The organism is Chitinolyticbacter meiyuanensis, from assembly GCF_008033135.1.
Classification (GTDB): domain Bacteria; phylum Pseudomonadota; class Gammaproteobacteria; order Burkholderiales; family Chitinibacteraceae; genus Chitinolyticbacter; species Chitinolyticbacter meiyuanensis.
Genome location: NZ_CP041335.1, coordinates 4188995 through 4213408, shown reverse-complemented (window position 1 = coordinate 4213408; position 24414 = coordinate 4188995). Strand labels below are relative to the sequence as shown.

Here is a 24414-nt window from a genome sequence, read left to right as displayed (position 1 = left end):
GGGCATCGTGATCCGGACGAAGATGCGGTCGGTATCGTCCTACAGTGGCGGCGCCACCGGCAGGTCGATGATGAAGGCGGTGCCTTCGCCCGGCAGGCTATGCACGGCGATATGGCCGCCATGGGCCCCGATGATCTGCTGGCAGATGTAGAGCCCCAGGCCCAGGCCGCCGTTGCCGCTGCCGGCCTGCTCGAACTGCTGGAAGATGCGGAAGTGGTGCTCGGGCGCGATGCCCGGCCCCTGGTCGCGCACGATCAGCTGCGCCTGTTCGCCATTGCCGCTCACCGTCAGCGTGAGCGGGCTGCCGGCGGCGTAACGCATGGCGTTGGTGATCAGGTTGGCCAGCACCTGTTCCAGCCGGAAACCGTCCCAGTGGCCAACGATGCCCGGTTGCAGCAGCAGGTGCACCGGCATCTGGGCACATTCGAGCTGCTCGGCGAACTGCTCGATCATGTCGCCGACCAGCTCGGCGAGATCGACCCGGCCGGGGTTCAGGTAGAACTTGCCGGTGCGGATGCGCGAGATGTCGAGCATATCGTCGATCTGCCGCACCAGCGTTTCGATCAGCCGTGTTTCGCGCTTGACCATGCGTGCGGCCTTCTCGCCGCAGGGTGCTTCACCGTCGTTCAACTGGCGCTCGCGCATCTGCGCCTGCAGCTTGAGCACGTTCAGCGGCGTTTTCAGCTCGTGCGCGGCGGCGGAGAGGAAATCGTCGCGGTTGCGGATCGCCACCTCCAGCTCGGCCTGCGTCGCCTTCAGCTGCGCCATCAGGATCTCCTGCTCGTGCTGCGCCGCCTGCAAGGCCTGCAGCTGGCGCGACAGCGCGCGCTTTTGCCGGTGGAGGTCGACGAACACCTTCACCTTGCTGCGCACCGCGTGCACGTCGAGTGGCTTTTGCAGGAAATCGACCGCGCCGCTCTCGTAGCCCTTGAACGCGTAGTTGAGCTCGCGCCCGCCGGCGCTGACGAAGACGATGGGAATATGCTTGGTGCGTTCGGTGCCGCGCATGTATTCGGCGAGCTCGAAGCCGTTCATGCCCGGCATCTGCACGTCGACGATGGCGAGCGCGAATTCGTGGCGCAGCAGCAGCTCCAGCGCCGCAGCGCCCGATTGCGCCTGATGGATGTCGAGGCCGTCGTGGCCGATCAGCGCTTCCAGCGCAGCGAGGTTTCCCGGCAGGTCATCCACCAGCAGCAGGCTGGCCCGTTCGAGGTCGTTCATGGGCTTTCCTTGCCAGGCAGGGCTACCAGTAGGGTGGCCAGTTGATCCAGCGTGACGATGGCATCCGGCTTGGTGGCCTTGAGTGCCGCTTCGGGCATCGCCGATACCGTGGCCTCGGCCGGCGACTGCACCCACACCCGGCCGCCGCAACGGGCGATCGCGGCAAGGCCTGCAGCGCCGTCGGCATTGGCGCCGGTGAGCAGCACACCGACGAGGCCGGCGCCGTAGGCATCGGCGGCCGAGGCGAACAGCACGTCGATCGCCGGGCGCGAGTAGTGCACCGGGGCATCGATGCTGAGTGCGAAATGGCGGTTGCGCTCCACCAGCAGGTGGTAGCCCGGCGGTGCGAAATAGACATGGCCGGCTTCGATCGGCTGCTTGTCCTCGGCCTCGTGCACCGGCAGCGCCATGCGTGCGGCGAAGAGCTGCGCCAGCAGGCTGGGATAGCGGTCGGACAGGTGGATGACCACGATCACCGGCAGCGGATAGCTGGCGGGCAAGGCTGGCAGCACGCGCAGCAGCGCATCGATGCCACCGGCGGAGGCGCCGATCACCACGGCCTGGGCGGGGAGGGGAACGTGGATCATCGCTTGCGGTAGATCCTTTCGTCGCGCGCCACCGTCTCGAAGGCCGTGGCATGGCTGGAGAACTGCACGGTCTCCTTGCTGCCGAGGCCCATGAAGCCGCGATGGCACAGCGAATCGCAGAACAGGCCGAAGGCGCGGTCCTGCAGTTCGCGGTTGAAGTAGATCAGCACGTTGCGGCACGACACCAGGTGGGTCTCGGCGAACACGCTGTCGGTGGCGAGGCTGTGGTCGGCGAAGGTCACCTGGCGCTTGAGCTGGCGATCGAGAATGGCCGAGCCGTAGGCGGCGGTGTAGTAGTCGGAGAACGCGCGCTTGCCGCCGGCAGCGCGGTAGTTGGCGGTGAAGCGCTGCAGGTCGGCCACCGGGTAGATGCCGTCCTCGGCACGCTGCAGGCTGCGCGGGTTGATGTCGGTGGCGTAGATCAGGGTGCGTTCGAGCAGGCCTTCCTCGTGCAGCAGGATGGCCAGTGAATAGACCTCCTCCCCGGTACTGCAGCCGGCGATCCAGATCTTGAGCGACGGATAGGTGGCGAGCACCGGCAGCACGTCGCGGCGCAGCGCGAGGAAATAGGCCGGGTCGCGGAACATCTCGCTCACCGGCACCGTGAGGTACTGCAGCAGCTCGGCGAACTGCTGCTGCGAATGCAGGATGCGCTCCTGCAGGCCCGATACCGTGCGGCATTCGAATTGGACCAGCGCATGTTGCACGCGCCGCTTCAGCGAAGCGGGCGAGTAGTTGCGGAAGTCATAGCTGTACTTGAGGTAGATCGCTTCGATCAGCAGCCTGAGCTCGATGTCGAAATCGCGCTCGGCGTAATCGTGCGGCGGCGTGCTCACAGGCTGCGCCCCGGACGCGAGATCCACACCCGCACCAGCGAGACTAGCGCATCCAGGTCGATCGGCTTGGCGAGGTAATCGTTGGCACCGGCGGCAATGCAGCGCTCCTGATCGTCGCGCATCGCCTTGGCGGTGACGGCGATGATGGGCAGGTCGGCAAAGCGCGGTTGCTGGCGGATCTCGCGCATTGCCTGGTAGCCATCCATCTCCGGCATCATGATGTCCATCAGCACCAGATCGATATCGGGCCGGGCGTCGAGCTGGTCCAGCGCCTCGTGGCCGTTGCGGGCCACCACCACCTGGGCGCCCTTCATTTCCAGCGCACTGGTCAGTGCGAAGATGTTGCGTACGTCGTCGTCGACCACCAGGAGCGTGGCGCCATCGAAGGCCCGGTCGCGGTTGCGCGCGGCCTGCAGCATGCGCTGGCGCTCGGGCGGCAGCTCGGTCTCCACCTGGTGCAGGAACAGCGTGACCTCGTCGAGCAGCCGCTCGGGCGAGCGCGCGCCCTTGATGATGATGGAGTGCGAGTAGCGGCGCAGCGCCGATTCCTCGTCGCGCGACAGCGAGCGGCCGGTGTAGACGATCACCGGCGGGAACGAGTAGAGCTCGCCCGCCATCCGCTGCAGCAGCTCGGTGCCGGGCATGTCCGGCAGTGTCAGGTCGATCACCATGCAGTCGAACACGCGCTCGCGCAGCAGTTGCAGCGCTTCCTCGGCGTAGGCCACGCCGGTGATTTCCACTTCGGGATCGGCGATCAGGCGGGTGATGCTCTCGCGCTGCATCGCGTCGTCCTCGACCAGCAGCACGTGCTTGATCTTCTGCGCGAGCTTGTCCTCCAGCCGCTCGAACACCGCCAGCAGGTCGGCGCGGGCGGCCGGCTTGGCGAGGTAACCGATGGCCCCCATGTAGAGCGCGGCATCGCCCCGGTCCAGGCTGGAGACGACATGGGTCGGGATATGGCGGGTGCGCGGGTCTTCCTTCAACTGCTCCAGCACGGTCATGCCGCTCTGGTCCGGCAGCTTGAGGTCGAGCAGGATGGCATGTGGCGCGTGTTGCCGTGCCAGTGCCACGCCTTCATGTGCGGTCAGCGCCACCAGGCAGGAAAAGCCACGCTCGCGTGCCAACTGGTAAAGGATGCCGGCAAAGCGCTCGTCGTCCTCGATCACCAGCATCAGCCGGCCCTGCTCGGGCAGGTTGTGGCGATCGTCGGCAAAGCTCGCACCGGTGGATTCCGGCACGGGGGCGGGCGGCAATGGCGCAGGTTCCGGTACGGGGGGGGCTTCGGCCGCACCGATCGCAGCGCCGACAGGCAGCCACAGCGTGAAGCGGCTGCCGCTGCCCGGCTGGCTATCCACGGTGATGCGCCCGCCCAGAAGGCCAGCGAGGTCGCGCGAGATCGACAGCCCCAGCCCGGTGCCGCCGTACTTGCGGTTGGTGGTGCCATCGGCCTGGCGGAAGGCCTCGAAGATCACGGCGTGTTGCTCGGGCGCGATGCCGATGCCGGTATCGGCCACGGTGAAGGCGATGCCGTCGTTGTCCGCGGCCAGTGTCAGCGTGACTTCGCCCTGCTCGGTGAACTTGATGGCGTTGGCGAGCAGGTTCTTCAGGATCTGTTCGAGCCGGCGTGGATCGGTCTGCAGGCTGGCGGGCACACCGGATTCGCGCTGGATCGCAAAGCGCAGCGCCTTGTTTTCCGCCTGCTGCTGGAACAGTGCGGCAAGGTGCTCTTCGATGCGGGCGAGCATCACGTCCTCGACATGGATATCGAGCATGCCGGCCTCGACCTTGGACAGATCGAGGATGTCGTTGATCAGGTTGAGCAGGTCGCTGCCGGCGCCGTGGATCATGCCGGCGAAGCGCACCTGCTCCTCGCTGAGGTTGCCCTGCGGGTTGTCGGCCAGCAGCTTGGCGAAGATCAGCGCGCTGTTGAGCGGTGTGCGCAGCTCGTGCGACATGTTGGCGAGGAATTCGCTCTTGTACTGGCTGGCACGCTGCAGCTCGCCGGCGCGATCCTCCAGCTGGCGCTGGGTGTCGCGCAGCGCCACGTTGCGCTCGTTGAGGAAGTCCTTCTGCTGCTGCAGCCGCTCCGACTGCTCGGCGAGTTGCTCGTTGTTGCGCTCAAGTTCGGCCTGCTGGTTCTCCAGCCGCGACTGCGTTTCGCGCAGTGCGCGTGATTGCTCTTCCAGCTCCTCGTTGGCGGTGCGCAATTCTTCCTGCTGGGTCTGCAGCTCCTCGTTCAGCTGCTGTGTCTCGTCGAGCGTGGTGCGCAGCTGCTCGCGGTAGCGGGCGGCCTTCAGTGCTGCAGCCAAGTCCTCTGCGGCCAGCGTGGCGAGCTCCAGCGCCTGCACCGGCACATCGCCGACGAAGCCGAGCTCGGCCACGCCGATCGGGATGCCGGCATCCTGCACCGGAATCAGCAGCAGGCGGCACGGGCCGATCTCGCCGAGCGCGGAACTTACCGGCAGGTAGCCGGCTTCCGGCAGTTCCACCCATTGTGGCCGACCCTCGCGCAGCGCCTGTCCGGCCAGTGTTTCGCCAACGCGCAGCGCGGGGCGGGGTGCTCGGCCGGCAGTGCGTAGCCAGCCTCCAGAAGGAAGCGGCCGTCGTCGCGCCCTACGTAGAGCGCACCCACCCGGGCACCGAGGTAGCGCACCAGCTGCTCCAGCGCGCCACGCGCGAGCTCCTGCACCGATTGTTCACCCAGGAGCTTGGCGGCAAGCTCGTTCTGCCCGGTCTTCACCCAGGCCTGTTCGGCCAGCGCACTGGCCTGCTGCTGTGCCTGCCCCAACACCTCGCTGTAGATCTGCGACAGCCCCAGCAGCTGGCGCCGGCCGTTGTAGGCGATGCCGGCGCCGACCAGCAGCATCAGAGTAATGATGCCGAACACCAGCCAGGTGACGGTGTTGCTGCTGCTCTGGTTGCGCGCGTTGCGCAGACTCTCTTCTTCGGCAATTAGCGCGCCCAGTTCGCTGCGCATCGCATCCATCAGGTTCTTGCCACGCTCGGAGCCGACGTGGCTGCTGACATCGCCGCCGTTGTCCTTCAGCCAGATCGCCTGCTCGCTGTAGCTCAGCCATTCCTTGAAAAGCGTGCCCGCCTTGTCGATCCGGCGGACCTGCTGCGGGTTGTCGTTGACCAGCCGGGCAAGGCCATCGAGTTCGGCCGGCACATTGCCGACGGCGTTGTTGTATGGCGCAAGGAATCCGCGCCGGCCGGTGAGCATGTAGCCGCGCAGGCCGGTTTCCGAATCGATGATCAGTTTGCTGCTTTCGTGGGCGGCACTGATCACTTGGTTGGAATGGTCGACCAGCCGCATTACCGAGACCAGGTACATCAGCAAGGCGACGAAGACGCCGGCGCTGACAAGTCCCAACAGCAAGGGGAGCATCACATTGCGCGACAGTACCTTGCGAAAGGCTTCGGTTTCGGAGAGCTTGGGGGTATCGGTATGCAGGGTCATGGCAGGTCGAGGGCGTGGGCCAGCTCGGCGAGGGAATAGGGTTTGCGCAACAGCGGATAGCGGTCGCGCCCTTCGGCGCTCAGCTGCCCGGCATCGTGGCCGGTGGCAATGATCACGTGCAGCGTGGGCCGCAGTGCCTGGGCATATTGGGCCAGTTGTTCACCGTTCAGATCGCCACCCAGCTCCAGATCCACCAGCAAAGCACCGATGTCGTCGCGCTCGGCGAGCAGCGCGCGTGCCTCGGCAACACTGCGGGCGCACAGCGGCAGATGGCCGAGATGGATCACCTCCTCGGCAATGCATTCGAGCAGGTCTTCATTGTCTTCGACGATAAGGATGGTCTGGGCCATCTTTGAATCCGGACGGACGCTATGGGCGATAGGCTGACATCTTCGCCGCCGGGAGGAGGACGCGCCATCGGACGATTCCGACAGCGCGTAGGAGAGCACCTACACGTCGAGTACGGCTTCCAGCGCGTCGAGGTCGAACGGCTTGGCCAGCAGTTGCACCGGCAGGCCCAGTTGGTCGAGCTCGCGATCGAGTGTGTGGCCGGTGGCCAGCACCAGCCGCAACGCCGGCTGCATTGCGGCAGCCTCGCGCACCAGCTCCAGGCCCGAGCGCCCTGGCAGGCTGACATCGCTCAACAGCACGTCGAAATGCTGAGTGGCCAGCGCCGCCAGCGCCTCCTCGGCATTGCCTCGCGCGGTGACCGCATGCCCCAGGTCTTCCAGGTATTCGCAGATGGTGGCGCGCAGGATCGCGTTGTCTTCGACGTACAGAAGGTTGAGCGTAGGCATGCTGTGTAGGGGCAGATTGATCGGGGCAGCGTATGACGCGGACACGTTTTATGCAATCACCGCGGTACGCCTCACCCCAGCCAGGTCAAAGAAAGCGTTCCAGCAGCGTATTGAGAAAGCGCCGGCCCTGATCGGTCGGGCGTACCCAGTCGCCGTCGTGTTCCAGTAATCCCTCGCTACAGGCGCGTTCCAGCTGCGGCAGCACCGTGGGCAACGGCAGGCCGGTGCGCTCGGCATAGAGGCTGAGCGCAAAGCCGTCGGTAAGCCGTAGCAGATTGAGCATGAACTCGAACGGCAGTTGCGCGCGCGTCAGCGTCTCCTCGGTCTGGACCGCCGAGCCTGCGGCCATGCGGGCGAGGTAGTCACCCGGCTGCTTGTAGCGGGCCTGGCGGGTGATGCGGTCGGGAAAGCTGATCTTGGCGTGCGCACCGGCACCGATGCCGAGGTAGTCGCCGAACTGCCAGTAGTTCACATTGTGCCGCGCGCGATGGCCGGGCTTGGCAAAGGCGCTGGTCTCGTAATGCTGGTAGCCGGCCGCGGCGAGCCGGGCCTCGATCGCATCCTGCATGTCGGCAGCGAGGTCATCGTCCGGCAGTGCGGGCGGATAGCGGTGGAACAGCGTGTTCGGTTCCAGCGTCAGGTGATAGGCCGACAGGTGCGGTGGGGCCAGCGCGATCGCGGCATCGATATCGGCGAGCGCTTCGGCGAGTGTTTGCTCCGGCAGCGCATACATCACGTCGAGGTTGAAGTTGTCGAAATGGCGGTGCGCAATCTCGACTGCCGCCAGCGCCTCGTCGCGGCCATGGATGCGGCCCAGTGCCTTGAGCTTGGCGTCATCGAGGCTTTGGATACCGATCGACAGCCGGTTCACGCCAGCTGCGCGATAGCCGGCGAACTTCTCCGCCTCGAAGGTACCGGGATTGGCTTCCAGCGTGATCTCGGCATCGGGCAGCAGTTTGATGCGGGCGCGGATGCCAGCGAGCAGCGTGTCGATCGCGCCGGCCGAGAACAGGCTGGGGGTGCCACCGCCCATGAAGATGGTCGACACTGGCCGGCCCCACACTGACGGCAGACAGGATTCGAGGTCCGCCAGCAGCGCGGCGATGTACTCGTCCTCCGGCAGGCCCCCCTTTTGCGTATGCGAGTTGAAATCGCAGTACGGGCACTTCTGCACGCACCAGGGAAAATGGATGTAGAGCGCCAGCGGCGGCAGCGCCGCGAGCTCCACTGCGGTGGGCGAGAGCGTGCGCTTGAGGCTGGCGAGGGAGATGGTCTGCATGGTGGCGCGCCCGGCGTGCGCCGTGGCGCCGCCGGAGGAATCAGCGGTGGTAGGGGTTGTTCAGCCGGTCGACCAGCTGGTGCAGCACATCGCGCATCTGGCCTTCGGAGACTTCCATCAACAGGCCGTCCTCGAAGGCGTCCTGCATCGCCTGGACCAGCTCGTCGAGGTTCTCGTTCATCACCTTCACCTTCTCGGTGCAGGAGACCACGCTGGCGTCGTCACGCCGCCAGATGGCGTAGCGCGCTTCGTTGGCGCAGGCGCTCATAGCCCGGTTTCCGCGAGCTTGGCGATCAGCACGCGCAGCGCCTTGCCACGGTGCGAGATCTGCGCCTTCTCGTCAGCGCTGATCTCGGCGACGGTCTTGCCGAACTGCGGCAGCCAGAACAGCGGGTCGTAGCCGAAGCCACCGTCGCCCTGCGGCGCGGTCAGCACTTCGCCCAGGCAGACGCCGTCGGCGATCAAGGGCTGCGGATCGTCGGCGTGGCGCACCAGCACCAGCGCGGCGTAATACCAGGCGCGGCGATCAGTCTGGCTGGTAAGTTCGGCCAGCAGCTTCTCGTTGTTGCGCGCATCGGACTTGGGCTCGCCGGCGTAGCGTGCCGAATACACGCCCGGCGCGCCGCCGAGCGCGGCAACGCAGATGCCCGAGTCGTCGGCAAGGGCCGGCAGGCCGGTGGCGCGCGCGGCGTGACGCGCCTTGGCGAGCGCGTTCTCGACGAAGGTGTGATGCGGCTCCTCGGCCTCGCTCACGCCGAGCTCGGCCTGCGGCACGATCTCGATGTCGAGGGTGGCGAACAGCTTGGCGAACTCCCGAAGCTTGCCGGCATTGTTACTGGCCAGCACGATGCGCTTGGTCATGGGATCAGTACGCCTTCTTGGTCAGGATCATCAGTTCCTGGTCGCGCTTCATCTGGAAGCGGTTGAGGAAGCTGGTGCCGATCAGCACGGGGGTATCGTCGCCGCCCTCGCGCACGGTGGCTGGCGTGTTGTAGATGGTGATACCGCCGATCTTCACTTGCTGCAGTTGGATAATCCAAGCCTTGATAGTACCGTTGGCAGTCTGGGCTTGGGCGGGTTGTCCGTTCGCATAGGCGATACCGAGGCGTTTGGCCTGTTCCACGTTCATTGAAAGATGGGTGGCACCTGTATCGACCACGCCATTCACGCTATTGCCGTTGATGGAAAGCTGTGCGAAGTAGTGGCCCTTGGCGTCCGGGCTGAGCACAACGCTGGCACCTTCTTGGCTGACTGTGCTGTTGCCAGCCACATAACCTTCGCCCAGCAATAGTCGGCGTTGCTTGCTATCCACCTCAAACACAGCGCTTTCGCCGTCGAGCTTCACCAGCTTGGCGACGCCAGCTTTCTGGCCGATGGCCACGGTATGGCGCTTGCCGTCGATATCGACGACGGCCTTGTTGCCCATGGTGGCCAACAAGGTGATCTGGTCGGCCTGCACCGTGCCGGCCAGGAATAGCGCGGCGGTCATCAGCAATGCTTTCATCATAGAGTCTCCTCCCCGGTCGGCTGGATCTCGGCCAGCGCCTGTTCGATCAGGCGCCAGTCGGCACCCTTCAGCAGTTTGGCGTCCGACAGCATTCTGCGCCAGTTGCGGGCACCGCGCTGCCCCTGAAACAGGCCTAGGATATGCCGGGCAATGAAGCGCAGCGGCGTACCTGCGGCGAGCTCCGCCTCCACGAAGGGGCGCAGGGCGCGGATGGCCTCCTCGCGGCTTGGGATCGCGTCGTTGCTGCCGTAGTAGAGCGCATCGACTTCGGCCAGCACATAGGGGTTGTGGTAGGCATCGCGCCCCACCATCACGCCATCGACGTGTTCCAGATGCGCCTGTGCTGTGGCGTGGCTGGTGATGCCGCCGTTGACGATGATTTCCAGCTGTGGGAAGTCGTGCTTGAGCCGGTAGGCATAATCGTACTTCAGCGGCGGGATTTCGCGGTTTTCCTTGGGCGACAACCCCTTGAGAATGGCATTGCGCGCGTGGACGATGAAACTGCCGCAGCCGGCATCAGCCACCTGCCCGACGAAGTCGCGCACGAAGTCATAGCGCTCCTCCTGATCGATGCCGATGCGGTGCTTGACGGTGACCGGCACGCTGGCAGCATCGCGCATGGCCTTCACGCAATCGGCCACCAGTTGCGGTTCCAGCATCAGGCAGGCGCCGAAGGAGCCGGATTGCACGCGCTCGGATGGGCAACCGACGTTGAGGTTGACCTCGTCATAGCCCCAGTTCTCGGCGATCTTGGCGCAACGCGCGAGATCGGCAGGTTCGGAGCCGCCCAGCTGTAGCGCCAGCGGGTTCTCGATTTCGTCGAAACGCAGGTGGCGCATCGGCTCGCCATGCAGGATGGCGCCGGTATTGATCATCTCGGTGTAGAGCCAGGCGTGGCGGGACAGCGTGCGAGCGAAGCGCCGGTAGTGGCGATCAGTCCAATCGAGCATCGGGGCGACGCAATAGCGGCGCGAGAGAGAAGGCGTATTCACTTTGGCGAAGATTGCGCTGTCCGCGGCGGCGCACCATATGGCATAAAAAGCGATTGTCCTCTCGCGCTTGCGATTGGGTCAAACTGACAGGCTTGGTATTAGTGGATGAAAATCAGTCTAATGTCAGTGCATCAAATGCGATAGGTGTAGCGTTCCAAGCAGCCAGACAGCTACGCCTAGGATTTGAGTACTCAAAATCAAAGGCGACCGTGCCGTTTATGGTCAAACCAACCAAGCGGGTAGTAAATGAAGATGTCGGGTCGGTAGCTGAGAACCCGACGGACGAGTAGGTTACCAGCTTTGAGTCGTTGGGCAACTGGTAGACGCTGGAACAAACCGGTGAAGATATTCCTCCAGGAAACTCGAACCGCCATGTTTCTGTGGCAGTTCGAGTCTGCTCGTCAATCCGGTACATCGCTGGCGCACTTGTGTTCCGGTTCGCCCCGGCGGCGGTACCCGCAGGGTGGTTCTGGCTAGCAAGGCCGTTGTCGAACATCAGCAGTTGGCCGTCGTTGGAAATCGACAGTGCATGCTGGCCAATTGGCGGGTGCCCATTGATCGTCAATGCGAGCGCTTGCAGTGCGGGGTAGTCGACAAACCAGTGCTTGGTTGGATCCCCCAACAGCCACTTGAGCTGCCCAGTTTCGTAGTCCAGCTTCACGACGAAGTTTTCACGGCTCGACACCAGCAACGTGTCATCACGTGGGTCGTAGACTGCCGAGTTCATATGGAACCAGTCGACGCCATCTCGGACAAAATTGCTGGGATCGCCGCCGCTGGCGACGATCGCGTCGGTGAAGATCTGCCCCATATCCCATGTCTTCAATACGTTGCCCTGTTCGTCTGCCTCATATAGCAGCGATTCAACGATACGAGTCCCATTTCGTTCGCCGTCTATTTCAAACAAGAGGCCGTGCTTTCCCGGGGAGACGTCGTGGTGGAAGTTTTGTGCCACGGGATCTTTCAGGTTGACTTGGTCAATGCCACCATCGAGGTGTAGAGCGTATATCTGTTTGCCACTGCCGACGAGAAATCGATTGCCAAGAAAAACGGACGACGATGATGAGAATGGGTCGCTAGGCATTGCTCCGATCCAGCGTGTTTGGCCGTCGGTATCAACAATGACAGGTGTGGTCAGCCCACTTTTGAGCACCATGAAATCGAAGCCCAGCGGCGTAGTGGCGATACGAGCGGTTAAAACGCGCGGCCGATCGTACACGCCGTTTGCATCTCGATAGGGGGCGGTATCTACCACGATGTCGCTGGTTGAGCTGCTACCGTCGACGTAGGCGAACGTCAGCTTTACGGAGTTGCTGGCACCAGCATAGAGGCCAAATACCGGAATCGTCAGCTGGCCGGTCGTCGGTTCGAAGAAGCCGCGTCGAACTAGGAAGCTGCGCAGAAGTGTGACATGTACAGGGCGAGAGATGGTTCCAGGCTGAGCGCCTATTTCAAATGAAACGCTAGCAAGTTCGCCCGTTCCGTCTAATTGCGCGCCTATGCGTTTAATGAATGGCGTTACGCCGTCACTGCTACTGGTAAACCTCACAGAGGTTGATTCGGCTTGGTTGGGCGAACCGCCACCGCAACCAAAGAGAAGCAATGCAAGCGAAGCAGAGCTGACGAGCAATTTCCACATGGTTTACATCCGCGTGGGATAGATGATGCTTCCATGTATAGCTATCGTTGACTGACGGCGCTACTGGCGCGGCCACCATCTGCCTGAGAGAGTTCAGCTGTCGAGCGCCATTTTTTGCATTGTGATCAGTTCGCGGATACCGGCATCAGCGAGATCGAGCAGCGCGTTCATCTCATGGCGGGAGAACGGCACGCCCTCGGCCGTGCCCTGCACCTCGATAAAGGTGCCGCCGGCGGTCATCACCACGTTCATATCGGTCTCGCAGACGGAATCTTCAAGGTAATCGAGATCGAGCACCGGGGTTTCGCCATAGATGCCGACCGAGACAGCAGCAACAGCTTCGCGGATGGGGTTCTCGGCGAGCTTGCCGGTGGCGATCAGACCATTGATCGCATCGGTGAGCGCCACGAAGGCGCCGGTGATGCTGGCGGTACGGGTGCCGCCATCGGCCTGGATCACGTCGCAGTCGATCACAATCTGCCGCTCGCCGAGCTTGGCAAGATCGACCACGGCGCGCAGCGAGCGGCCGATCAGTCGCTGGATTTCCTGGGTGCGACCGCTCTGCTTGCCCTGCGCCGCCTCGCGCTTCATCCGCGAGCCGGTCGAGCGCGGCAGCATGCCGTACTCCGCGGTTACCCAGCCCTGGCCCTTGCCCTTGAGAAACGGCGGCACCGATTCCTCGACGCTGGCGGTGCAGATCACGCGGGTCTCGCCGAACTCGATCAGCACCGAACCTTCGGCGTGGCGGGTGAAGCGGCGAGTGATGCGGACAGGACGGAGCTGATGGGGCAGACGTTGCGAAGGGCGCATGAGATTCTTTTCGAGAAAAATCAAAGAATTGTAGCGCATGGCCTGCCCCTGGCAAAGCGCGGCGACGGCCTGGATGGCCGCTGCCGATGCCGGTGCGACGGTCAGAACGCGTAGTGAAGGCCCAGTTTCACTACTGGCCAGAACTCGTAGTCCTCGGCGGCCTTGCGCACTTCGTCCTCTTCCGCGGTGACGTTGTCCTGCAGCACCTGGCAGTCGGCGGCGGACAGCAGTGGCGAGCATTGCGCGTTCAGGCTGACCTTGGGTGAGCCCTGGAACAGTACGCCGACATCGAAGGTGAAGGTCCAGTTGCTGTCGCTGCCGACCGGGTTGCCGAAGCCGATGCCCAGATAGGGAGAGAAAGTGTTGAAGTCGACCTTGCCGCTGAGATCACCGACGGCGGCGGCAGGGTAGCTGGCACCGTTGAAGGTGTAATTGCCATCGGTGGGGTTGCCGCTCAAATCGGCCTTGTTGCCGTTGTAGTAGAGGCCGGCAGACAGCCGAAGCCAGCGGTTCACCACCCAGTCAGCGAGGACGCCGGCATTGCGCAGGCGCAGTTTCGCATCGTAGTGGATATCGTCGATGGTATCGCTGCGGTTGTAGTTCAGGCCGTTGGCGTTGACACGCAGGTTGAACTGTTCATCGAGCCGCCGGGTGTATTCGACGCCAGCGCCTAGCGTGCTGATCGAGCCGCCGATGGCGTTGTCGTTGGCCCACACTGGGTTGCCTGCGATGGCGATGAGTGCCGCGATACCGAATCTGCGCATCCTGTTCCCTCCGTTGGAAAGTCCTGCTGAGGTATAGGGAGCGATATCCGGCGAAGGCAAGCCCGCCGGTATGGCCGGCGCTACTTGGAGTACTTGGCGATGGCGGCCTGGATCTCGGCGATGGCGCGCTCGATGTCGTCCTCGGTGACCTCGCCGCCGCGCTTGGCATCGATCGGGTCCACCCGGGTGGCGATGGTGTTCTGGTCGAGCTTCTGCGTGGAGACGAAGGCATCCTCGTTCGGGCCGTCGTCTTCCTCATGCCAGTTGATGGCGAGTGCGGTGAGGTTGTCGCTGAACTTGCCCCCACGCAGCTCGGCGCGGTCCATCAGCTGTGGGATGGCGAACAGTACCGGGAAGGCACCCATGAAATGGGTGAGCTCGTCATCGGGCAGCGATCCCCAGAAACCGTCGGTGCACAGCAACAGCGAATCGCCGTCGGCCAGCGCGATCTTGCCGCCAAGCTCGATCTCGGGCGGATAGGAACCGCCCAGGCAGGAGTAGATCTTGTTCTTCTCGGCGTGGGTGCGCGCTTCTTCCTCGGTGATGGCGCCCGATTCGACGAGCTTGCGCACCTTGGAATGATCACGCGTCTGGGCGAAGACCCGACGGTCACGCAGCAGGTAGAGCCGCGAGTCGCCGACATGCGCCCAGTAGGCAATGCCGTCCTGCACCACGCAAGCCACGCAGGTGGTGCGTGGCACTTCGATCATCTGGTGATTGGCTGCGTAGTGGTAGATCGCCTCGTGGCAGCGCTGCAGCGCATCGGCAAGAAATTGCGAGGGGTTGGCAAGCGCCGGATCGGCCTTCTTCTGGAACTGGTCGGTCAAGAGTTCGACCGCGATCTGCGCGGCGACCTCGCCATGCAGGTGGCCGCCCATGCCGTCGGCAATGACCAGGAGTAACGCATCGCGGCTGTACGAGTAGCCCATGCGGTCCTGGTTGTACTTGCGCCCGCCCTGGCGGGTCTCCTGGTAGATGGTGAATTTCATTCGCTCACTCGCGACGGTTTGGCGGTGAAGTTGAGCCAGGAGCGGCGCAGCGTGCGGATCAGCCCGCCGCGGCGGCGCGGCGCGGAGGCAGGCTCCAGCAACTGCTTCTGCAATTGGTGCACGCTTTGCGGCCGTTGCTCGGGATCGAGTGCGAGGCATTGCTGGATCAGCGCAAGGAGCTCGGGCGAATAGCGATCGCCCCAGCGCTCGGCCACATCGGGCAGCTTGTCTTCCTTCTGCCGCTGGTCCGCCGGTGGCGGCGCGGTGCCGGCCAGGCAGGCGTACATCGAGGCGCCGACACCGTAGATGTCGGTCCACGGGCCGTGCGGATCCTTCTTCTGGTACTGCTCGGGCGCAGCAAAGCCGGGCGTATACATCGGGGTGAGTCGCGAGTGTTCGCTGGTCAATGTCTGGCGGGCCGAGCCGAAATCGAGCAGCACTGGCGAGCCATCGCGACGGATGTAGATGTTGGCGGGCTTGATGTCGAGGTGCAGCAGCTTGTTCAGGTGCACTTCGCGCAGGCCATTCAACAGGTGGTAGAACACGTGGCGGATCAGCTTCTCATCCACGCCTTCACGTGCATGCTTGAGCTGGATTTCCTTTTGCAGCGTGCGGCCGCGTTCGTACTCCATCACCATGTAGACGGTATCGTTGGCGCGGAAAAAATTGATCACGCGCACGATGTTCGGGTGCTGGATGTGTGCCAGCGTCTTGCCTTCCTCGAAGAAGCACTTGAGGCCGTGACGGAACAGCGCGAGATTCTCGTCGCTGCTGGCCATCACCTGCGAGCCTTCCTGGCGTAGTACCAGCGAGTTGGGCAGGTATTCCTTGATCGCGACCGGGTAGTCGTTCTCGTCGTGGGCGAGATAGACAATGGAAAAGCCGCCGGCAGACAGCAGCTTGGCGATCGTGTAGTTCTGCAGCTGATAGCCGCGTGCGAGAGGCTGGTTGCTGGGGGAGGCCATCGGGGTTGTTATACTGGACCGCTTTGAAGCCCATTGTGGGTACAGCGCCGTACAAATGTAAAGCGGGTGCCTGACCAGGTGTCGCGGATTCAAGGCGCAGGTAGCGAGGAGAAAACATGATATTCAGCATGACCGGCTTTGCCGCCGTACAACGCGAACTGGCCGAAGGCACGCTCAGCCTGGAGTTGCGTGCCGTCAACCACCGGTATCTAGACCTGACGGTGCGCGCACCCGAAGAGTTGCGCAGCTTCGAGGGGGTGGTGCGTGAACGCATCGCCGCCAAGATGGCACGCGGCAAGATCGAATGCCGCATCGGCTTCAATGCCCAGGCTGCCGGTGCCGCTGCGCTGGTACTCAACCGTGCGCTGCTGCAGCAACTGGTGGAAGTGTCCCGCGAGGCGAGCGCGCTGGTGCCGGCTGGCGGTGAGCTGCGGCTGGGTGAGCTGCTGCGCTGGCCGGGTGTGCTGACACAAGCCACCGCCAGCAGCGAGGCGCTGGGCGAGGCCCTACAGGCGCTACTCGACGAGGCACTGGCCGAACTGGCTGCCAGCCGCAACCGCGAAGGCGAGAAGCTCAAGGCGCATCTGCTGGAGCGCATCGCCGGCATGGAGGCCATCGTGGCCGATGTGAAGCCGCGAGTGCCGCAACTGGTCATCGAGTACGAGGCTAAGTTGAAGGCGCGCTTCCTCGAGGCGCTCGGCAGCGGCGACGATGACCGCGTGCGCCAGGAGATCGTGGTGTTCGCGCAGAAGATCGATGTGGACGAGGAATTGTCGCGGCTGGGCGCGCACTTCTCGGAAATCCGCCGCATCCTCGAGAAGGGTGGCAATGTCGGCAAGAAGCTCGACTTCCTGATGCAGGAGCTCAATCGCGAGGCCAATACGCTGGGTTCCAAGTCGGTATCGGTCGAGACCAGCCGCGCGTCGATCGAGCTCAAGGTGCTGATCGAGCAGATGCGCGAGCAGATCCAGAACATTGAGTGACATTGGTGGCGGGAATACCGCAACTCGATGACTTCGCACGCGAGGCGGCAGCCTTCTGTGCCTGGGCCGAGGCACCTCCGGGGCCATTGGACGAAGAGGTCGACACTGCGCTCAGGCTGGTTTCGCAGCTGTATCGCCTTGCGCTGGATCTTCCAGATCTCTTCGATGAGGAGTGCGCTGCGGATATTCCCCATGAGCATTGGGCTGCGATCCACCAGCGCTTCGGCATGCTCCCGCTCGACTATTACGGCGTTTGCCTTGATCCGGCCGACCTCACGGATTTGACGTTGGGCCTCGGGGATGTGGCTGACGACTTGGCGGATATCTGGCGGGATATGAAGGGCGGGTTGGCGCTGTATCGCAAGGGAAACCGGGCCGCCGCCGCGTGGGAATGGCGGAACGCGTTCCGCACGCACTGGGGGCAGCATGCGACCAGTGTGTTGCATGCGCTTCATTGCTCGCGGTCTTAACCCTGGGAGAGGCGGCTTGTTTGGTGCTGGGGGTGAGTGCGCCCGCGAGCTAGCGTTTCTGTCATCCCTGTATCAGCTGACACGCCATGCGCGTGGCCAGCACGATCAGCAGGCCGGCGAACACCTGCTTGAGCACCGCGACCGGTAGCCGGTGCGCCGCCGCGGCACCGAGCTTGGCGAGCGGAAAGCTCGCCAATGCGATGCCAGCGAGCGCCGGCAGGTAGACGAAACCGACGCTGCCGGCCGGCAGGCCGGCTACCGGCCAGCCGCTGACGATGAAACCGATTGCGCCGGCCAGTGCGATCGGCAGGCCGATGGCGGCGGAGGTGCCGATCGCCTCCTTCACTGGCACGTTGTGCCAGGTCATGAATGGCACCGACAGCGAGCCGCCGCCGATGCCCACCCAGCTCGATACCGCACCGATGAAGATGCCCCAGCCACTGATGGCCGCCTTGCCGGGCAACTGGCGGTGTGGCGCAGGCTGGCGGCCGGCCAGCATCTGCGCTGCCACGGCGTAGGCAAAGCCCACGAACACCCATTGCAGCAAACGGCCGCTAACGAGGCCGGCGAGCTGCGCACCGGCAAAGGTGCCGATCACGATGCCCGGCGCGATGGCGCGCCACAGTGGCCAGCGCACCGCGCCGCGTGCATGGTGGGCACGCAGGCTGGAAATCGACGTGACCACGATGGTGGCGAGCGAGGTGCCGAGTGCCAGGTGCTGCGCGTGGGCGCCCGGCATGTCGAGCAAGTGGAACACCGCCAACAGCGCCGGTACGATGACCAGCCCGCCCCCCACGCCCAGCAGGCCCGCTAGAAAGCCGGCGACCACACCAACGCCGAGGCAGGCCAGCAGCGCCGGCAGCCAGCTGGCGCTCATGGTTCTGCCCTCGCCGCGTAGCGCCGCGCCAGCACGGTGCAGACCAGCAGCTGCAACTGGTGGTAGCACATCACCGGCAGCACGATCAGACCCAGCGCGGGGTGGCCGGCGAACAGCAGCCGCGCCATCGGGATACCGGCCGCCAGGCTCTTCTTCGAGCCGCAGAATACGGCAGCTACCTCGTCGGCACGCGAAAAGCCCAGCGCCCGGCTGGCTGCAATGGTGATGCCAAGCACACTGGCAAGCAGCAGCGCGGCCACACCGAGGATGCTGGCGAGCATCCACCAGGCGTAGTCGTGCCACAGCCCGGCAGCGGTCGAGTCGCAGAACGAGGTGTAGACGATCAGCACGATGACGGCTCGGTCCACCTTGTTGACCACCGGCTTGTGCCGCGCCAGCCAGCCGCCTAGCCACGGCCGCAGTGCCTGGCCCAGCGTGAACGGCAGCAACAGCTGCAGGGCGATATCGCGAATGGCCTCGCCGAGTGGCATGGCGTGGCCGCTGGTGCTGATCATCAGCCCGATCAGCAGCGGTGTTGCCACCATGCCGATCAGGCTGGAGAGCGACGCATTGAACACGGCGCCAGCGACGTTGCCCTTGCCCATGGTTGTCATCGCGACCGACGACGAAATGGTCGATGGCAGCGCGCACAGGAAGAACACGCCGAGCAACACGTCGGCCGGGATGTGGCCATGCCCGGCCCAGACCAGCAGTCCGCCGAGCAGCGGGAACAGCAGATAGGTGCTCGTCTGCACGAACAGATGCAGCCGCCAGTTGGTCACGCCGGCCTTCAGGCTCTGTGGTGACAGTGCCGCGCCGTGCAGGAAAAACACCAGCGCCACCCCCCAGGTGGTGATGACGCCCAGGTGCAGCGGGCCGTTGCTGGTGCCGATGCCGGGCCACACCAGCGCCAATGCCACGGCGGCGAGCATCGCCAGCAGGAAGCCATCGAGACTGAAAGGTGGCTTTTTCATAGCCAGCCAGAATAACGGCGCCGACTGGCGCCGCCAAGCGGCATTTGCCGCATGCGCTGCGAAACCGGGGTCAGCGCAGCAGCTGCTGCAGGAAATCCCACTCGGTCGATGTCACTGGCGTGATCGACAACCGATTGCCCCGCTGCAGCACGCGCATGCCGGCAAGCTGCGGGTGTTGCCGCATTGCGTCGAGCGACAGCAAGGGCGTCTTGGCGATGAAACGTACATCCACCTGTTGCCAGCGCGGGGCTTCGGCTGTCGACTTCGCATCGAAGTACTTGGATTCGGGATCAAACTGAGTGGGGTCGGGATAGGCGAGCCGGCTGACCTCGGCCAAGCCGGCGATGCCGGGCTCGGGGCAACTGGAGTGGTAGAACAGCACGCCGTCGCCCAGCTGCATCTCGTCGCGCATGAAATTGCGTGCCTGGTAGTTGCGCACGCCATACCAGCCGACGCTGCCCATGCGGGCCAAGTCGTCGATGCTGACATCGTCGGGTTCGGATTTCATCAGCCAGTAGGCCATGTGCAGCTCCGGATCGGTGGTTGGGCTTTGTTGAGGCTTGATTGGCTTTTACGCAGCCGTGCCAGCTGGTCGGGCGCAAAGCCAAGCGCAAACATGCTGGATATTGGTGAGCATTGGCGATCAAACCTTGGCGAGGATGGCGGCGCAGCCATCCGGGCCACGGGCTGTTTTGCCCCATTGCAGCGTTATTTGCCGCTGACAGTACCCGTACTGCGGCGTGGCATGCCGCGCACTGGGGCAAAATAGCCCATCGCGTAAAAATCAATCAAGTCTCCACAGCGCTGGCTACCACCTGGTCGAGGCGGCTGGCGCGGCGAGCTACTTGAGGAAGGTGTCCCAGCACAGCTTGGCCAGCAGTACGCAGGCCAGCACCAGGAACAGCTGGCGCACCCGCGCGCTGCCGCCGGCCAGTGCCAGCCGGCTGCCGACCTGGGCGCCCGCGATATTGGCGATGGCCATCGGGATCGCCAGCGCGAACAGCACCATGCCTGCCGGAATGAAGAACACCAGCGAGGCAGCGTTGGTGGCGAGGTTGACGATCTTGGCCGAGGCGGACGCGCGCAGGAAATCGAAGTGGAAGCAGCGCACGAACAGGAAGATCAGGAAGGAGCCGGTGCCGGGGCCGAAGAAGCCGTCGTAGAAGCCGATGGCCGCACCGATGGCAAGGCCGGTGTAAAGGTCGCGGCGGGTGAGCGGCCGACCGGCGTCGACGGTACCGAACTCCGGCTTGAACCAGGTGTAGGCCAGCATCGCGGCGAGCAGCACGATCACCAGCGGGCGGATCAGATCCGCCGGTAGCCAGTGGATGGCGCGCGCGCCCAGATAGGCGCCGGCGAAAGCGGCGGCGGCGCTGGGCAGCAGGATGTGCCAGTCGAGCTTCACCCGTCGCGTGTAGCGCCAGGTGGCGGAGGCCGTGCCCATCATTGCGGCGAACTTGTTGGTGCCCATCAGCATGGCCGGTAGTTCGCGCGGCAGTGTGGCGAACAGGCCGGGAACCAGGATCAGCCCGCCACCGCCGACGGCGGCATCGACGAGGCCGGCGGTGAAGGCGAGCGGGATCAGGATGGCAAGCTGCGGCAGCAGCTCGTAGTGCAGCAGGGCGTCGAGCATGCGGCATCATGGCGCGCCATAGCCGGCGCCGCCAGCGCTTGTTTCCCTGATGCGCCGCTTCAGCGCTTGGCGGCCTGCTTCTGCTGCAGCTGCTCCATCAGCAGCGTATAGGCGATGTAGTACTTGTAGATGTTGCTCACGTATTGCACCGTTTCGCGGCCGATGCGCTCGGCGGCGATGGCTTCCACGTTGTTGAACCAGCGGTTCGGGTCGAGCCCACGTGTCTTCGCTTCCGCGCGCAGCTTGCGGATCCGCGCGGGCCCGGCGTTGTACGAGGCGAAGGCGAACAGGTGCTTGTCGAGCTGCGACATCGGCTCCTTCTCGTAGTACTGGTCGACCATGAAGCGGATGTACTTGGTGCCGGCGTGGATGTTGGGTTCCAGCTGGCGGATATCGCCCACCTTCAGCTCCTTGCCGGTGGCAGGCATCACCTGCATCACGCCGACCGCGCCGACGTGGCTCTTGGCATTCTGGTCGAGCCGCGATTCCTGGTAGCCCTGGGCGGCGATCAGCAGCCAGTCGAGTTTGTATTGCGCGCCGTATTTGCGGAACAGCGCGACGGTCTGGTCGAACTTGGCGCGCTCGGCATCCGCAGTGGCATCCTTCACGTACTTGAGGTTCTTCAGGTAGCGATTGACCAGGGTATTGCCGAAGCCGGTGCCGACCTTGTGCGTGGCGACGAAGGCATCGAGCTCGGCTTTCAGCTTAGGTGAGCCCTTGCGGATGGCCCAGGCGATCTTGCCGCCCTCGCGCAGCGCCAGATCGGGGTGCAGTGAGAGCTTGGGGAAGACCTTGGCCCAGAAGGCTGCCTTGTAGTCGTCGACCACCACGATCTTCACGAGACCGGCGTTGGCCATTTCCAGCAGATCCTCGTCCTCCAGTGTTTCGGGGGCCGGCTTGAGCTTGACCGGCGGCTTCTTGGCCTTGGCAAGCTGCGCGTTGAGTGCCGTGAGGCTTTCCCAGTAGCTCGACGAGCGGCGCACGAATACTTCCTGGCCCGACAGCGCTTGGGCATTGGCCAGTGCCGGCGCGCCCGGCCCGGTGACGACGATCTCCTTGACCGCGTCGTACACCGGCTGGGCAAAATCCACATCCTTGGCACGCAACGCGGTCACAGTAAGCCCGGCCGCTGCGACATCGCCGCGCCCGGCGACGAGATCGGGAATCAGCCGATCACGCGAGACCGGCACGAATACCACGTGTACGCGCAAATGGCCGGTCTTGGCCCGCTTGTTGTAATCATCCTCGAAGGCCTTGAAGGTTTCGTAGGTCACGCCGCGCTGCGTGCCTTGGTCGACGAAGTAGTTGGTCTTGTTGGGTACCACCAGCACCCGGATCATCCGGCGTTTCGCCAGCTCCGGCAGGTCGCCGCTGTAGCTGTTGCGATGGATCGGCATGTTGGCGGTCACGGCGCCGCTGACGATGAACAGCAGTCCGGCGAACAGCAAGCGGGCAAGCGTGGACGCACTCATGGCACGGCTCCGGAGACAGGTCGATTTGTAAGCTAGCTCAGGAGCGCCCACTATGCCACGTGCATCGAGGCTGCTTCGGCGCGACCGACGGCAGCAGCAGCAGCGATACCACGCTTGCAGCGCGCGGGCCGGCTTCTTACCATGCGCCTCACGCGCCGCAGCCGGCGCCTTCCATTGGAGTCGAGATGTACAAAATCCTAGCCCTGGCCGCCCTGGGCATTGCCACGTTTGCGCAGGCCGAGGCCGATCTGGCCTGCTTCGAATCCTCCGCCAACAAGCGGACCTACTGTATCGATCGCCATGAAGCGCGCGTCAGCGCCAATACCCGTGCCGCGGTACTGTATGCGCTCGACGAGGCCAAGGCAGCCCAACCTGCTGGCCTGTCGCTGATCGCCAATTGCGAAACCAAGAAGACCGGCCTGCTGAACGCCGACGGCAAGGACATCACCGACGGTCGCAGCCCGTCGCCGGTAGCCGAAGCGCTGGCCAAGAACCTGTGCGAGGTTGCCAAGCCCAAGAACGATCCCACGCTGCCGCTGTTCTAAAGCGCCGCAGCGTCAACCGGCGTCCAGCACCGACCGGATCAACCGGTAGGCGATGCTGCCGGCGCCGGGCAGCACCGGCATGGCATCGCGGTTGAACCAGCGTGCATCCTCGATCTCGCCGGGTTGCGGCACGATGTCGCCGGCCATGTAGTCGGCGACGAAGGCCAGCATCAGCGAGTGTGGGAATGGCCAGCTCTGGCTGCCGAACCAGCGCAGATTGGTGATGGTGACGCCCACTTCCTCCAGCACCTCGCGATGCGCGCAGGCCTCCAGGCTTTCTCCCGGTTCGACGAAACCGGCCAGCGCGCTGTACATGCCTGGCCGGAAATGCGGCGAGCGCGCCAGCAGCAAGGCGCCGTTGCCGCGCTGGATCAGCACCATCACTGCGGGCGATACGCGCGGCCAGACGCGATGGCCGCAGGCCGGGCAGGCGCATGCCGCCTCGTCGACCACCGCTACGGTGGCGCTGCCGCAGACGCCGCAATGGGCATGCGTGCGATGGAAGGTCGCGAGCTGGATGGCGCGGCCGGCGATCAGCCACAGCGCTTCGTCGAGCACGCCCCAGGCCGCGCGCAGTGGCGTGGCGGTCAGGCCGGGCGCGAGTTCGGCGTCGCGCGGCAGCAGCGCCAGCTGGACCGCCCAACCCCGGTATTCGCCGATCAGGTAGAGCGCGGCAGGGGCCGGCAACTGGGCGAGTTGGGCCGGTTGGTCGCCTGCCAGCAGCAGGGCATCGCCATCGAACGCCAGCGTCAGCGCATTGGGCAACGCCGCATCGAGTTGCCGATAACCGCTGATGAAGTCACCCGGCAGCATCAGAGCAGCGCCTTCCAGAACAGCGACAGCCCGGTGGCGATGGTCACCACCTCGAAGGCGCGCTTGATGGTGTGGTTGCCGCGCGCCAGGCCCCAGTGTGCACCGAGGTAGCCGCCAAGCACCGACGCGGCCAGCAGCACCGGCACCCACGGCCAGTAGACGCCGGCCTGCAGCGCCAGTGCCAGGGCGCCCGCACCGTTCCAGAACAGCCCGACCAGCACCAGCGTGTAGGCCACCGCCTGCTTGTAGTCCATGCCGAACCACCAGATCAGCCACAGCGTCACGAATAGGCCGGTGCCGGAGGTGAGCGAGCCGTTGAGCACGCCGATGCCGAACAGCGCCGCACCACCCAGCCACAGCCGCCAGCCACTGCGTGCACGCGGCACGTCGTGCTGGCCAAGCTGCGGCGACAGCAGCGAATGCACGCCGAGGCCGGTGGTCAGCACTGCCAGCGCAATCAGCGCCGCATGCTCCGGTACCGACAGGATCAGCGTGGCCCCGAGCCAGACACCGGGCAGGCCAAAGCCCAGTACCACGCCGGCAAAGCGCCAGTCCAGCGTGCGTGAGCGCAGATGCTTGAGCGTGGCGCCGACCCCCAGCGCCACCGAGGCGAGCTTGTGGGTGGCCAGCGCCACCGGGAAGGCGAGCCCGAGGAACAGCAGGATGGGCAGCTGCAGCAGGCCGGCACCACCTCCGGCGAGCGAGGACAGCGTGTTGGCGACCAGCGAAACGACGAACAGCAGGGCGAGATCGAGCATGGCGGAACCGGGGTGAGACCGGCGATGGTGCCGCAGCCGGATC

Annotated in this window: 27 protein-coding genes; 3 read left to right on the top strand and 24 right to left on the bottom strand. The window is 64.6% G+C overall.

All coding sequences use genetic code 11. The features are described 5' to 3' along the window. Positions 1-39: 39 nt before the first annotated feature. The 17 genes from FLM21_RS20120 to FLM21_RS20045 all read right to left on the bottom strand — a co-directional run bounded on the left by FLM21_RS20120 (position 40) and on the right by FLM21_RS20045 (position 15846). Positions 40-1221, bottom strand: a complete 1182-nt coding sequence (locus FLM21_RS20120; RefSeq protein ID WP_148717286.1) for a hybrid sensor histidine kinase/response regulator — start codon at positions 1219-1221, stop codon at positions 40-42. Further along, on the bottom strand, positions 1218-1808 hold the full coding sequence (locus tag FLM21_RS20115) for a chemotaxis protein CheB (protein WP_148717285.1): 591 nt from the start codon (positions 1806-1808) through the stop codon (positions 1218-1220). Before FLM21_RS20115 ends, FLM21_RS20120 begins: the two co-directional genes overlap by 4 nt. Then, positions 1805-2644, bottom strand: coding sequence for a CheR family methyltransferase (locus tag FLM21_RS20110; RefSeq protein ID WP_148717284.1), 840 nt, complete (start codon positions 2642-2644; stop codon positions 1805-1807). The genes FLM21_RS20115 and FLM21_RS20110 overlap by 4 nt, the downstream gene beginning before the upstream one ends. Beyond that, on the bottom strand, positions 2641-5157 hold the full coding sequence (locus tag FLM21_RS20105; RefSeq protein ID WP_373281834.1) for a response regulator: 2517 nt from the start codon (positions 5155-5157) through the stop codon (positions 2641-2643). Before FLM21_RS20105 ends, FLM21_RS20110 begins: the two co-directional genes overlap by 4 nt. Further along, complete coding sequence (locus FLM21_RS21150) at positions 5100-6104, bottom strand: CHASE3 domain-containing protein (RefSeq protein ID WP_222846731.1); 1005 nt, start codon at positions 6102-6104, stop codon at positions 5100-5102. The genes FLM21_RS20105 and FLM21_RS21150 overlap by 58 nt, the downstream gene beginning before the upstream one ends. Then, a complete protein-coding gene (locus tag FLM21_RS20100) occupies positions 6101-6454 on the bottom strand; it encodes a response regulator (protein WP_148717283.1) in 354 nt (117 codons plus the stop codon). Before FLM21_RS20100 ends, FLM21_RS21150 begins: the two co-directional genes overlap by 4 nt. 99 nt (positions 6455-6553) lie before the next feature. Next, on the bottom strand, positions 6554-6901 hold the full coding sequence (locus FLM21_RS20095; protein WP_148717282.1) for a response regulator: 348 nt from the start codon (positions 6899-6901) through the stop codon (positions 6554-6556). A gap of 85 nt (positions 6902-6986) precedes the next feature. Then, complete coding sequence (gene hemW, locus FLM21_RS20090) at positions 6987-8180, bottom strand: radical SAM family heme chaperone HemW (RefSeq protein WP_148717281.1); 1194 nt, start codon at positions 8178-8180, stop codon at positions 6987-6989. Positions 8181-8220: 40 nt separating this feature from the next. After that, the gene (locus FLM21_RS20085) at positions 8221-8448 is read right to left on the bottom strand and encodes a hypothetical protein (RefSeq protein WP_148717280.1); all 228 of its coding nucleotides are present in this window, start codon (positions 8446-8448) and stop codon (positions 8221-8223) included. Next, the gene (gene rdgB, locus FLM21_RS20080; protein WP_148717279.1) at positions 8445-9041 is read right to left on the bottom strand and encodes an RdgB/HAM1 family non-canonical purine NTP pyrophosphatase; all 597 of its coding nucleotides are present in this window, start codon (positions 9039-9041) and stop codon (positions 8445-8447) included. The genes FLM21_RS20085 and rdgB overlap by 4 nt, the downstream gene beginning before the upstream one ends. 4 nt (positions 9042-9045) lie before the next feature. Then, positions 9046-9687, bottom strand: coding sequence for a retropepsin-like aspartic protease family protein (locus FLM21_RS20075; RefSeq protein ID WP_148717278.1), 642 nt, complete (start codon positions 9685-9687; stop codon positions 9046-9048). Beyond that, positions 9684-10679, bottom strand: coding sequence for a tRNA dihydrouridine(20/20a) synthase DusA (gene dusA, locus FLM21_RS20070; protein WP_281284957.1), 996 nt, complete (start codon positions 10677-10679; stop codon positions 9684-9686). The genes FLM21_RS20075 and dusA overlap by 4 nt, the downstream gene beginning before the upstream one ends. Positions 10680-10791: 112 nt before the next feature. Continuing rightward, positions 10792-12318 (bottom strand): aryl-sulfate sulfotransferase, encoded by a 1527-nt coding sequence (locus tag FLM21_RS20065; protein ID WP_148717277.1) that lies wholly within the window; start codon positions 12316-12318, stop codon positions 10792-10794. Between the two features lie 93 nt (positions 12319-12411). Then, the gene (gene rph, locus FLM21_RS20060) at positions 12412-13128 is read right to left on the bottom strand and encodes a ribonuclease PH (protein ID WP_148717276.1); all 717 of its coding nucleotides are present in this window, start codon (positions 13126-13128) and stop codon (positions 12412-12414) included. A gap of 101 nt (positions 13129-13229) precedes the next feature. Then, positions 13230-13892, bottom strand: coding sequence for a hypothetical protein (locus FLM21_RS20055; protein WP_148717275.1), 663 nt, complete (start codon positions 13890-13892; stop codon positions 13230-13232). A gap of 80 nt (positions 13893-13972) precedes the next feature. Then, the gene (locus FLM21_RS20050; RefSeq protein WP_148717274.1) at positions 13973-14881 is read right to left on the bottom strand and encodes a PP2C family protein-serine/threonine phosphatase; all 909 of its coding nucleotides are present in this window, start codon (positions 14879-14881) and stop codon (positions 13973-13975) included. Next, positions 14878-15846, bottom strand: coding sequence for a serine/threonine protein kinase (locus tag FLM21_RS20045; protein ID WP_148717273.1), 969 nt, complete (start codon positions 15844-15846; stop codon positions 14878-14880). The genes FLM21_RS20050 and FLM21_RS20045 overlap by 4 nt, the downstream gene beginning before the upstream one ends. A 116-nt stretch (positions 15847-15962) precedes the next feature. Between FLM21_RS20045 and FLM21_RS20040 the strand changes: the two genes are divergently transcribed. Together FLM21_RS20040 and FLM21_RS20035 are read left to right on the top strand one after the other, a co-directional pair. Beyond that, positions 15963-16829: a YicC/YloC family endoribonuclease gene (locus FLM21_RS20040; protein ID WP_148717272.1), complete on the top strand. Its 867-nt coding sequence runs from the start codon at positions 15963-15965 to the stop codon at positions 16827-16829. Further along, positions 16826-17299 (top strand): DUF5063 domain-containing protein, encoded by a 474-nt coding sequence (locus FLM21_RS20035; RefSeq protein ID WP_148717271.1) that lies wholly within the window; start codon positions 16826-16828, stop codon positions 17297-17299. The genes FLM21_RS20040 and FLM21_RS20035 overlap by 4 nt, the downstream gene beginning before the upstream one ends. A 61-nt stretch (positions 17300-17360) precedes the next feature. Here FLM21_RS20035 and FLM21_RS20030 read toward each other — a convergent pair whose 3' ends face one another. The 5 genes from FLM21_RS20030 to FLM21_RS20010 form a co-directional block, all read right to left on the bottom strand. After that, positions 17361-18176 (bottom strand): sulfite exporter TauE/SafE family protein, encoded by an 816-nt coding sequence (locus FLM21_RS20030; protein WP_148717270.1) that lies wholly within the window; start codon positions 18174-18176, stop codon positions 17361-17363. Beyond that, the gene (locus FLM21_RS20025; protein ID WP_148717269.1) at positions 18173-19150 is read right to left on the bottom strand and encodes a bile acid:sodium symporter family protein; all 978 of its coding nucleotides are present in this window, start codon (positions 19148-19150) and stop codon (positions 18173-18175) included. The genes FLM21_RS20030 and FLM21_RS20025 overlap by 4 nt, the downstream gene beginning before the upstream one ends. A 70-nt stretch (positions 19151-19220) precedes the next feature. Next, complete coding sequence (locus FLM21_RS20020; RefSeq protein ID WP_148717268.1) at positions 19221-19673, bottom strand: EVE domain-containing protein; 453 nt, start codon at positions 19671-19673, stop codon at positions 19221-19223. Between the two features lie 318 nt (positions 19674-19991). After that, a complete protein-coding gene (locus FLM21_RS20015; protein WP_148717267.1) occupies positions 19992-20783 on the bottom strand; it encodes a sulfite exporter TauE/SafE family protein in 792 nt (263 codons plus the stop codon). Positions 20784-20842: 59 nt separating this feature from the next. Beyond that, entirely contained in the window at positions 20843-22255 is a 1413-nt protein-coding gene (locus FLM21_RS20010) for an MltF family protein (RefSeq protein WP_148717266.1), read from the bottom strand. Positions 22256-22440: 185 nt separating this feature from the next. Between FLM21_RS20010 and FLM21_RS20005 the strand changes: the two genes are divergently transcribed. Further along, positions 22441-22800: a hypothetical protein gene (locus FLM21_RS20005; RefSeq protein ID WP_148717265.1), complete on the top strand. Its 360-nt coding sequence runs from the start codon at positions 22441-22443 to the stop codon at positions 22798-22800. Between the two features lie 12 nt (positions 22801-22812). On the opposite strand, the gene nudC is transcribed toward FLM21_RS20005, so the two are convergent. Continuing rightward, the gene (gene nudC / locus FLM21_RS20000) at positions 22813-23613 is read right to left on the bottom strand and encodes an NAD(+) diphosphatase (protein ID WP_148717264.1); all 801 of its coding nucleotides are present in this window, start codon (positions 23611-23613) and stop codon (positions 22813-22815) included. Further along, entirely contained in the window at positions 23613-24371 is a 759-nt protein-coding gene (locus FLM21_RS19995) for a sulfite exporter TauE/SafE family protein (RefSeq protein ID WP_148717263.1), read from the bottom strand. The genes nudC and FLM21_RS19995 overlap by 1 nt, the downstream gene beginning before the upstream one ends. Positions 24372-24414 lie beyond the last annotated feature (43 nt).

Bases quoted from the DNA above. Each gene is read 5' to 3' on its own strand.
- FLM21_RS20120 (WP_148717286.1), bottom strand. From the start codon at position 1,221: ATGAACGACCTCGAACGGGCCAGCCTGCTGCTGGTGGATGACCTGCCG.
- FLM21_RS20115 (WP_148717285.1), bottom strand. From the start codon at position 1,808: ATGATCCACGTTCCCCTCCCCGCCCAGGCCGTGGTGATCGGCGCCTCC.
- FLM21_RS21150 (WP_222846731.1), bottom strand. From the start codon at position 6,104: ATGACCCTGCATACCGATACCCCCAAGCTCTCCGAAACCGAAGCCTTT.
- FLM21_RS20100 (WP_148717283.1), bottom strand. From the start codon at position 6,454: ATGGCCCAGACCATCCTTATCGTCGAAGACAATGAAGACCTGCTCGAA.
- FLM21_RS20095 (WP_148717282.1), bottom strand. From the start codon at position 6,901: ATGCCTACGCTCAACCTTCTGTACGTCGAAGACAACGCGATCCTGCGC.
- hemW (WP_148717281.1), bottom strand. From the start codon at position 8,180: ATGCAGACCATCTCCCTCGCCAGCCTCAAGCGCACGCTCTCGCCCACC.
- FLM21_RS20085 (WP_148717280.1), bottom strand. From the start codon at position 8,448: ATGAGCGCCTGCGCCAACGAAGCGCGCTACGCCATCTGGCGGCGTGAC.
- rdgB (WP_148717279.1), bottom strand. From the start codon at position 9,041: ATGACCAAGCGCATCGTGCTGGCCAGTAACAATGCCGGCAAGCTTCGG.
- FLM21_RS20075 (WP_148717278.1), bottom strand. From the start codon at position 9,687: ATGATGAAAGCATTGCTGATGACCGCCGCGCTATTCCTGGCCGGCACG.
- FLM21_RS20065 (WP_148717277.1), bottom strand. From the start codon at position 12,318: ATGTGGAAATTGCTCGTCAGCTCTGCTTCGCTTGCATTGCTTCTCTTT.
- rph (WP_148717276.1), bottom strand. From the start codon at position 13,128: ATGCGCCCTTCGCAACGTCTGCCCCATCAGCTCCGTCCTGTCCGCATC.
- FLM21_RS20055 (WP_148717275.1), bottom strand. From the start codon at position 13,892: ATGCGCAGATTCGGTATCGCGGCACTCATCGCCATCGCAGGCAACCCA.
- FLM21_RS20050 (WP_148717274.1), bottom strand. From the start codon at position 14,881: ATGAAATTCACCATCTACCAGGAGACCCGCCAGGGCGGGCGCAAGTAC.
- FLM21_RS20045 (WP_148717273.1), bottom strand. From the start codon at position 15,846: ATGGCCTCCCCCAGCAACCAGCCTCTCGCACGCGGCTATCAGCTGCAG.
- FLM21_RS20040 (WP_148717272.1), top strand. From the start codon at position 15,963: ATGATATTCAGCATGACCGGCTTTGCCGCCGTACAACGCGAACTGGCC.
- FLM21_RS20030 (WP_148717270.1), bottom strand. From the start codon at position 18,176: ATGAGCGCCAGCTGGCTGCCGGCGCTGCTGGCCTGCCTCGGCGTTGGT.
- FLM21_RS20025 (WP_148717269.1), bottom strand. From the start codon at position 19,150: ATGAAAAAGCCACCTTTCAGTCTCGATGGCTTCCTGCTGGCGATGCTC.
- FLM21_RS20020 (WP_148717268.1), bottom strand. From the start codon at position 19,673: ATGGCCTACTGGCTGATGAAATCCGAACCCGACGATGTCAGCATCGAC.
- FLM21_RS20015 (WP_148717267.1), bottom strand. From the start codon at position 20,783: ATGCTCGACGCCCTGCTGCACTACGAGCTGCTGCCGCAGCTTGCCATC.
- FLM21_RS20010 (WP_148717266.1), bottom strand. From the start codon at position 22,255: ATGAGTGCGTCCACGCTTGCCCGCTTGCTGTTCGCCGGACTGCTGTTC.
- FLM21_RS20005 (WP_148717265.1), top strand. From the start codon at position 22,441: ATGTACAAAATCCTAGCCCTGGCCGCCCTGGGCATTGCCACGTTTGCG.
- nudC (WP_148717264.1), bottom strand. From the start codon at position 23,613: ATGCTGCCGGGTGACTTCATCAGCGGTTATCGGCAACTCGATGCGGCG.
- FLM21_RS19995 (WP_148717263.1), bottom strand. From the start codon at position 24,371: ATGCTCGATCTCGCCCTGCTGTTCGTCGTTTCGCTGGTCGCCAACACG.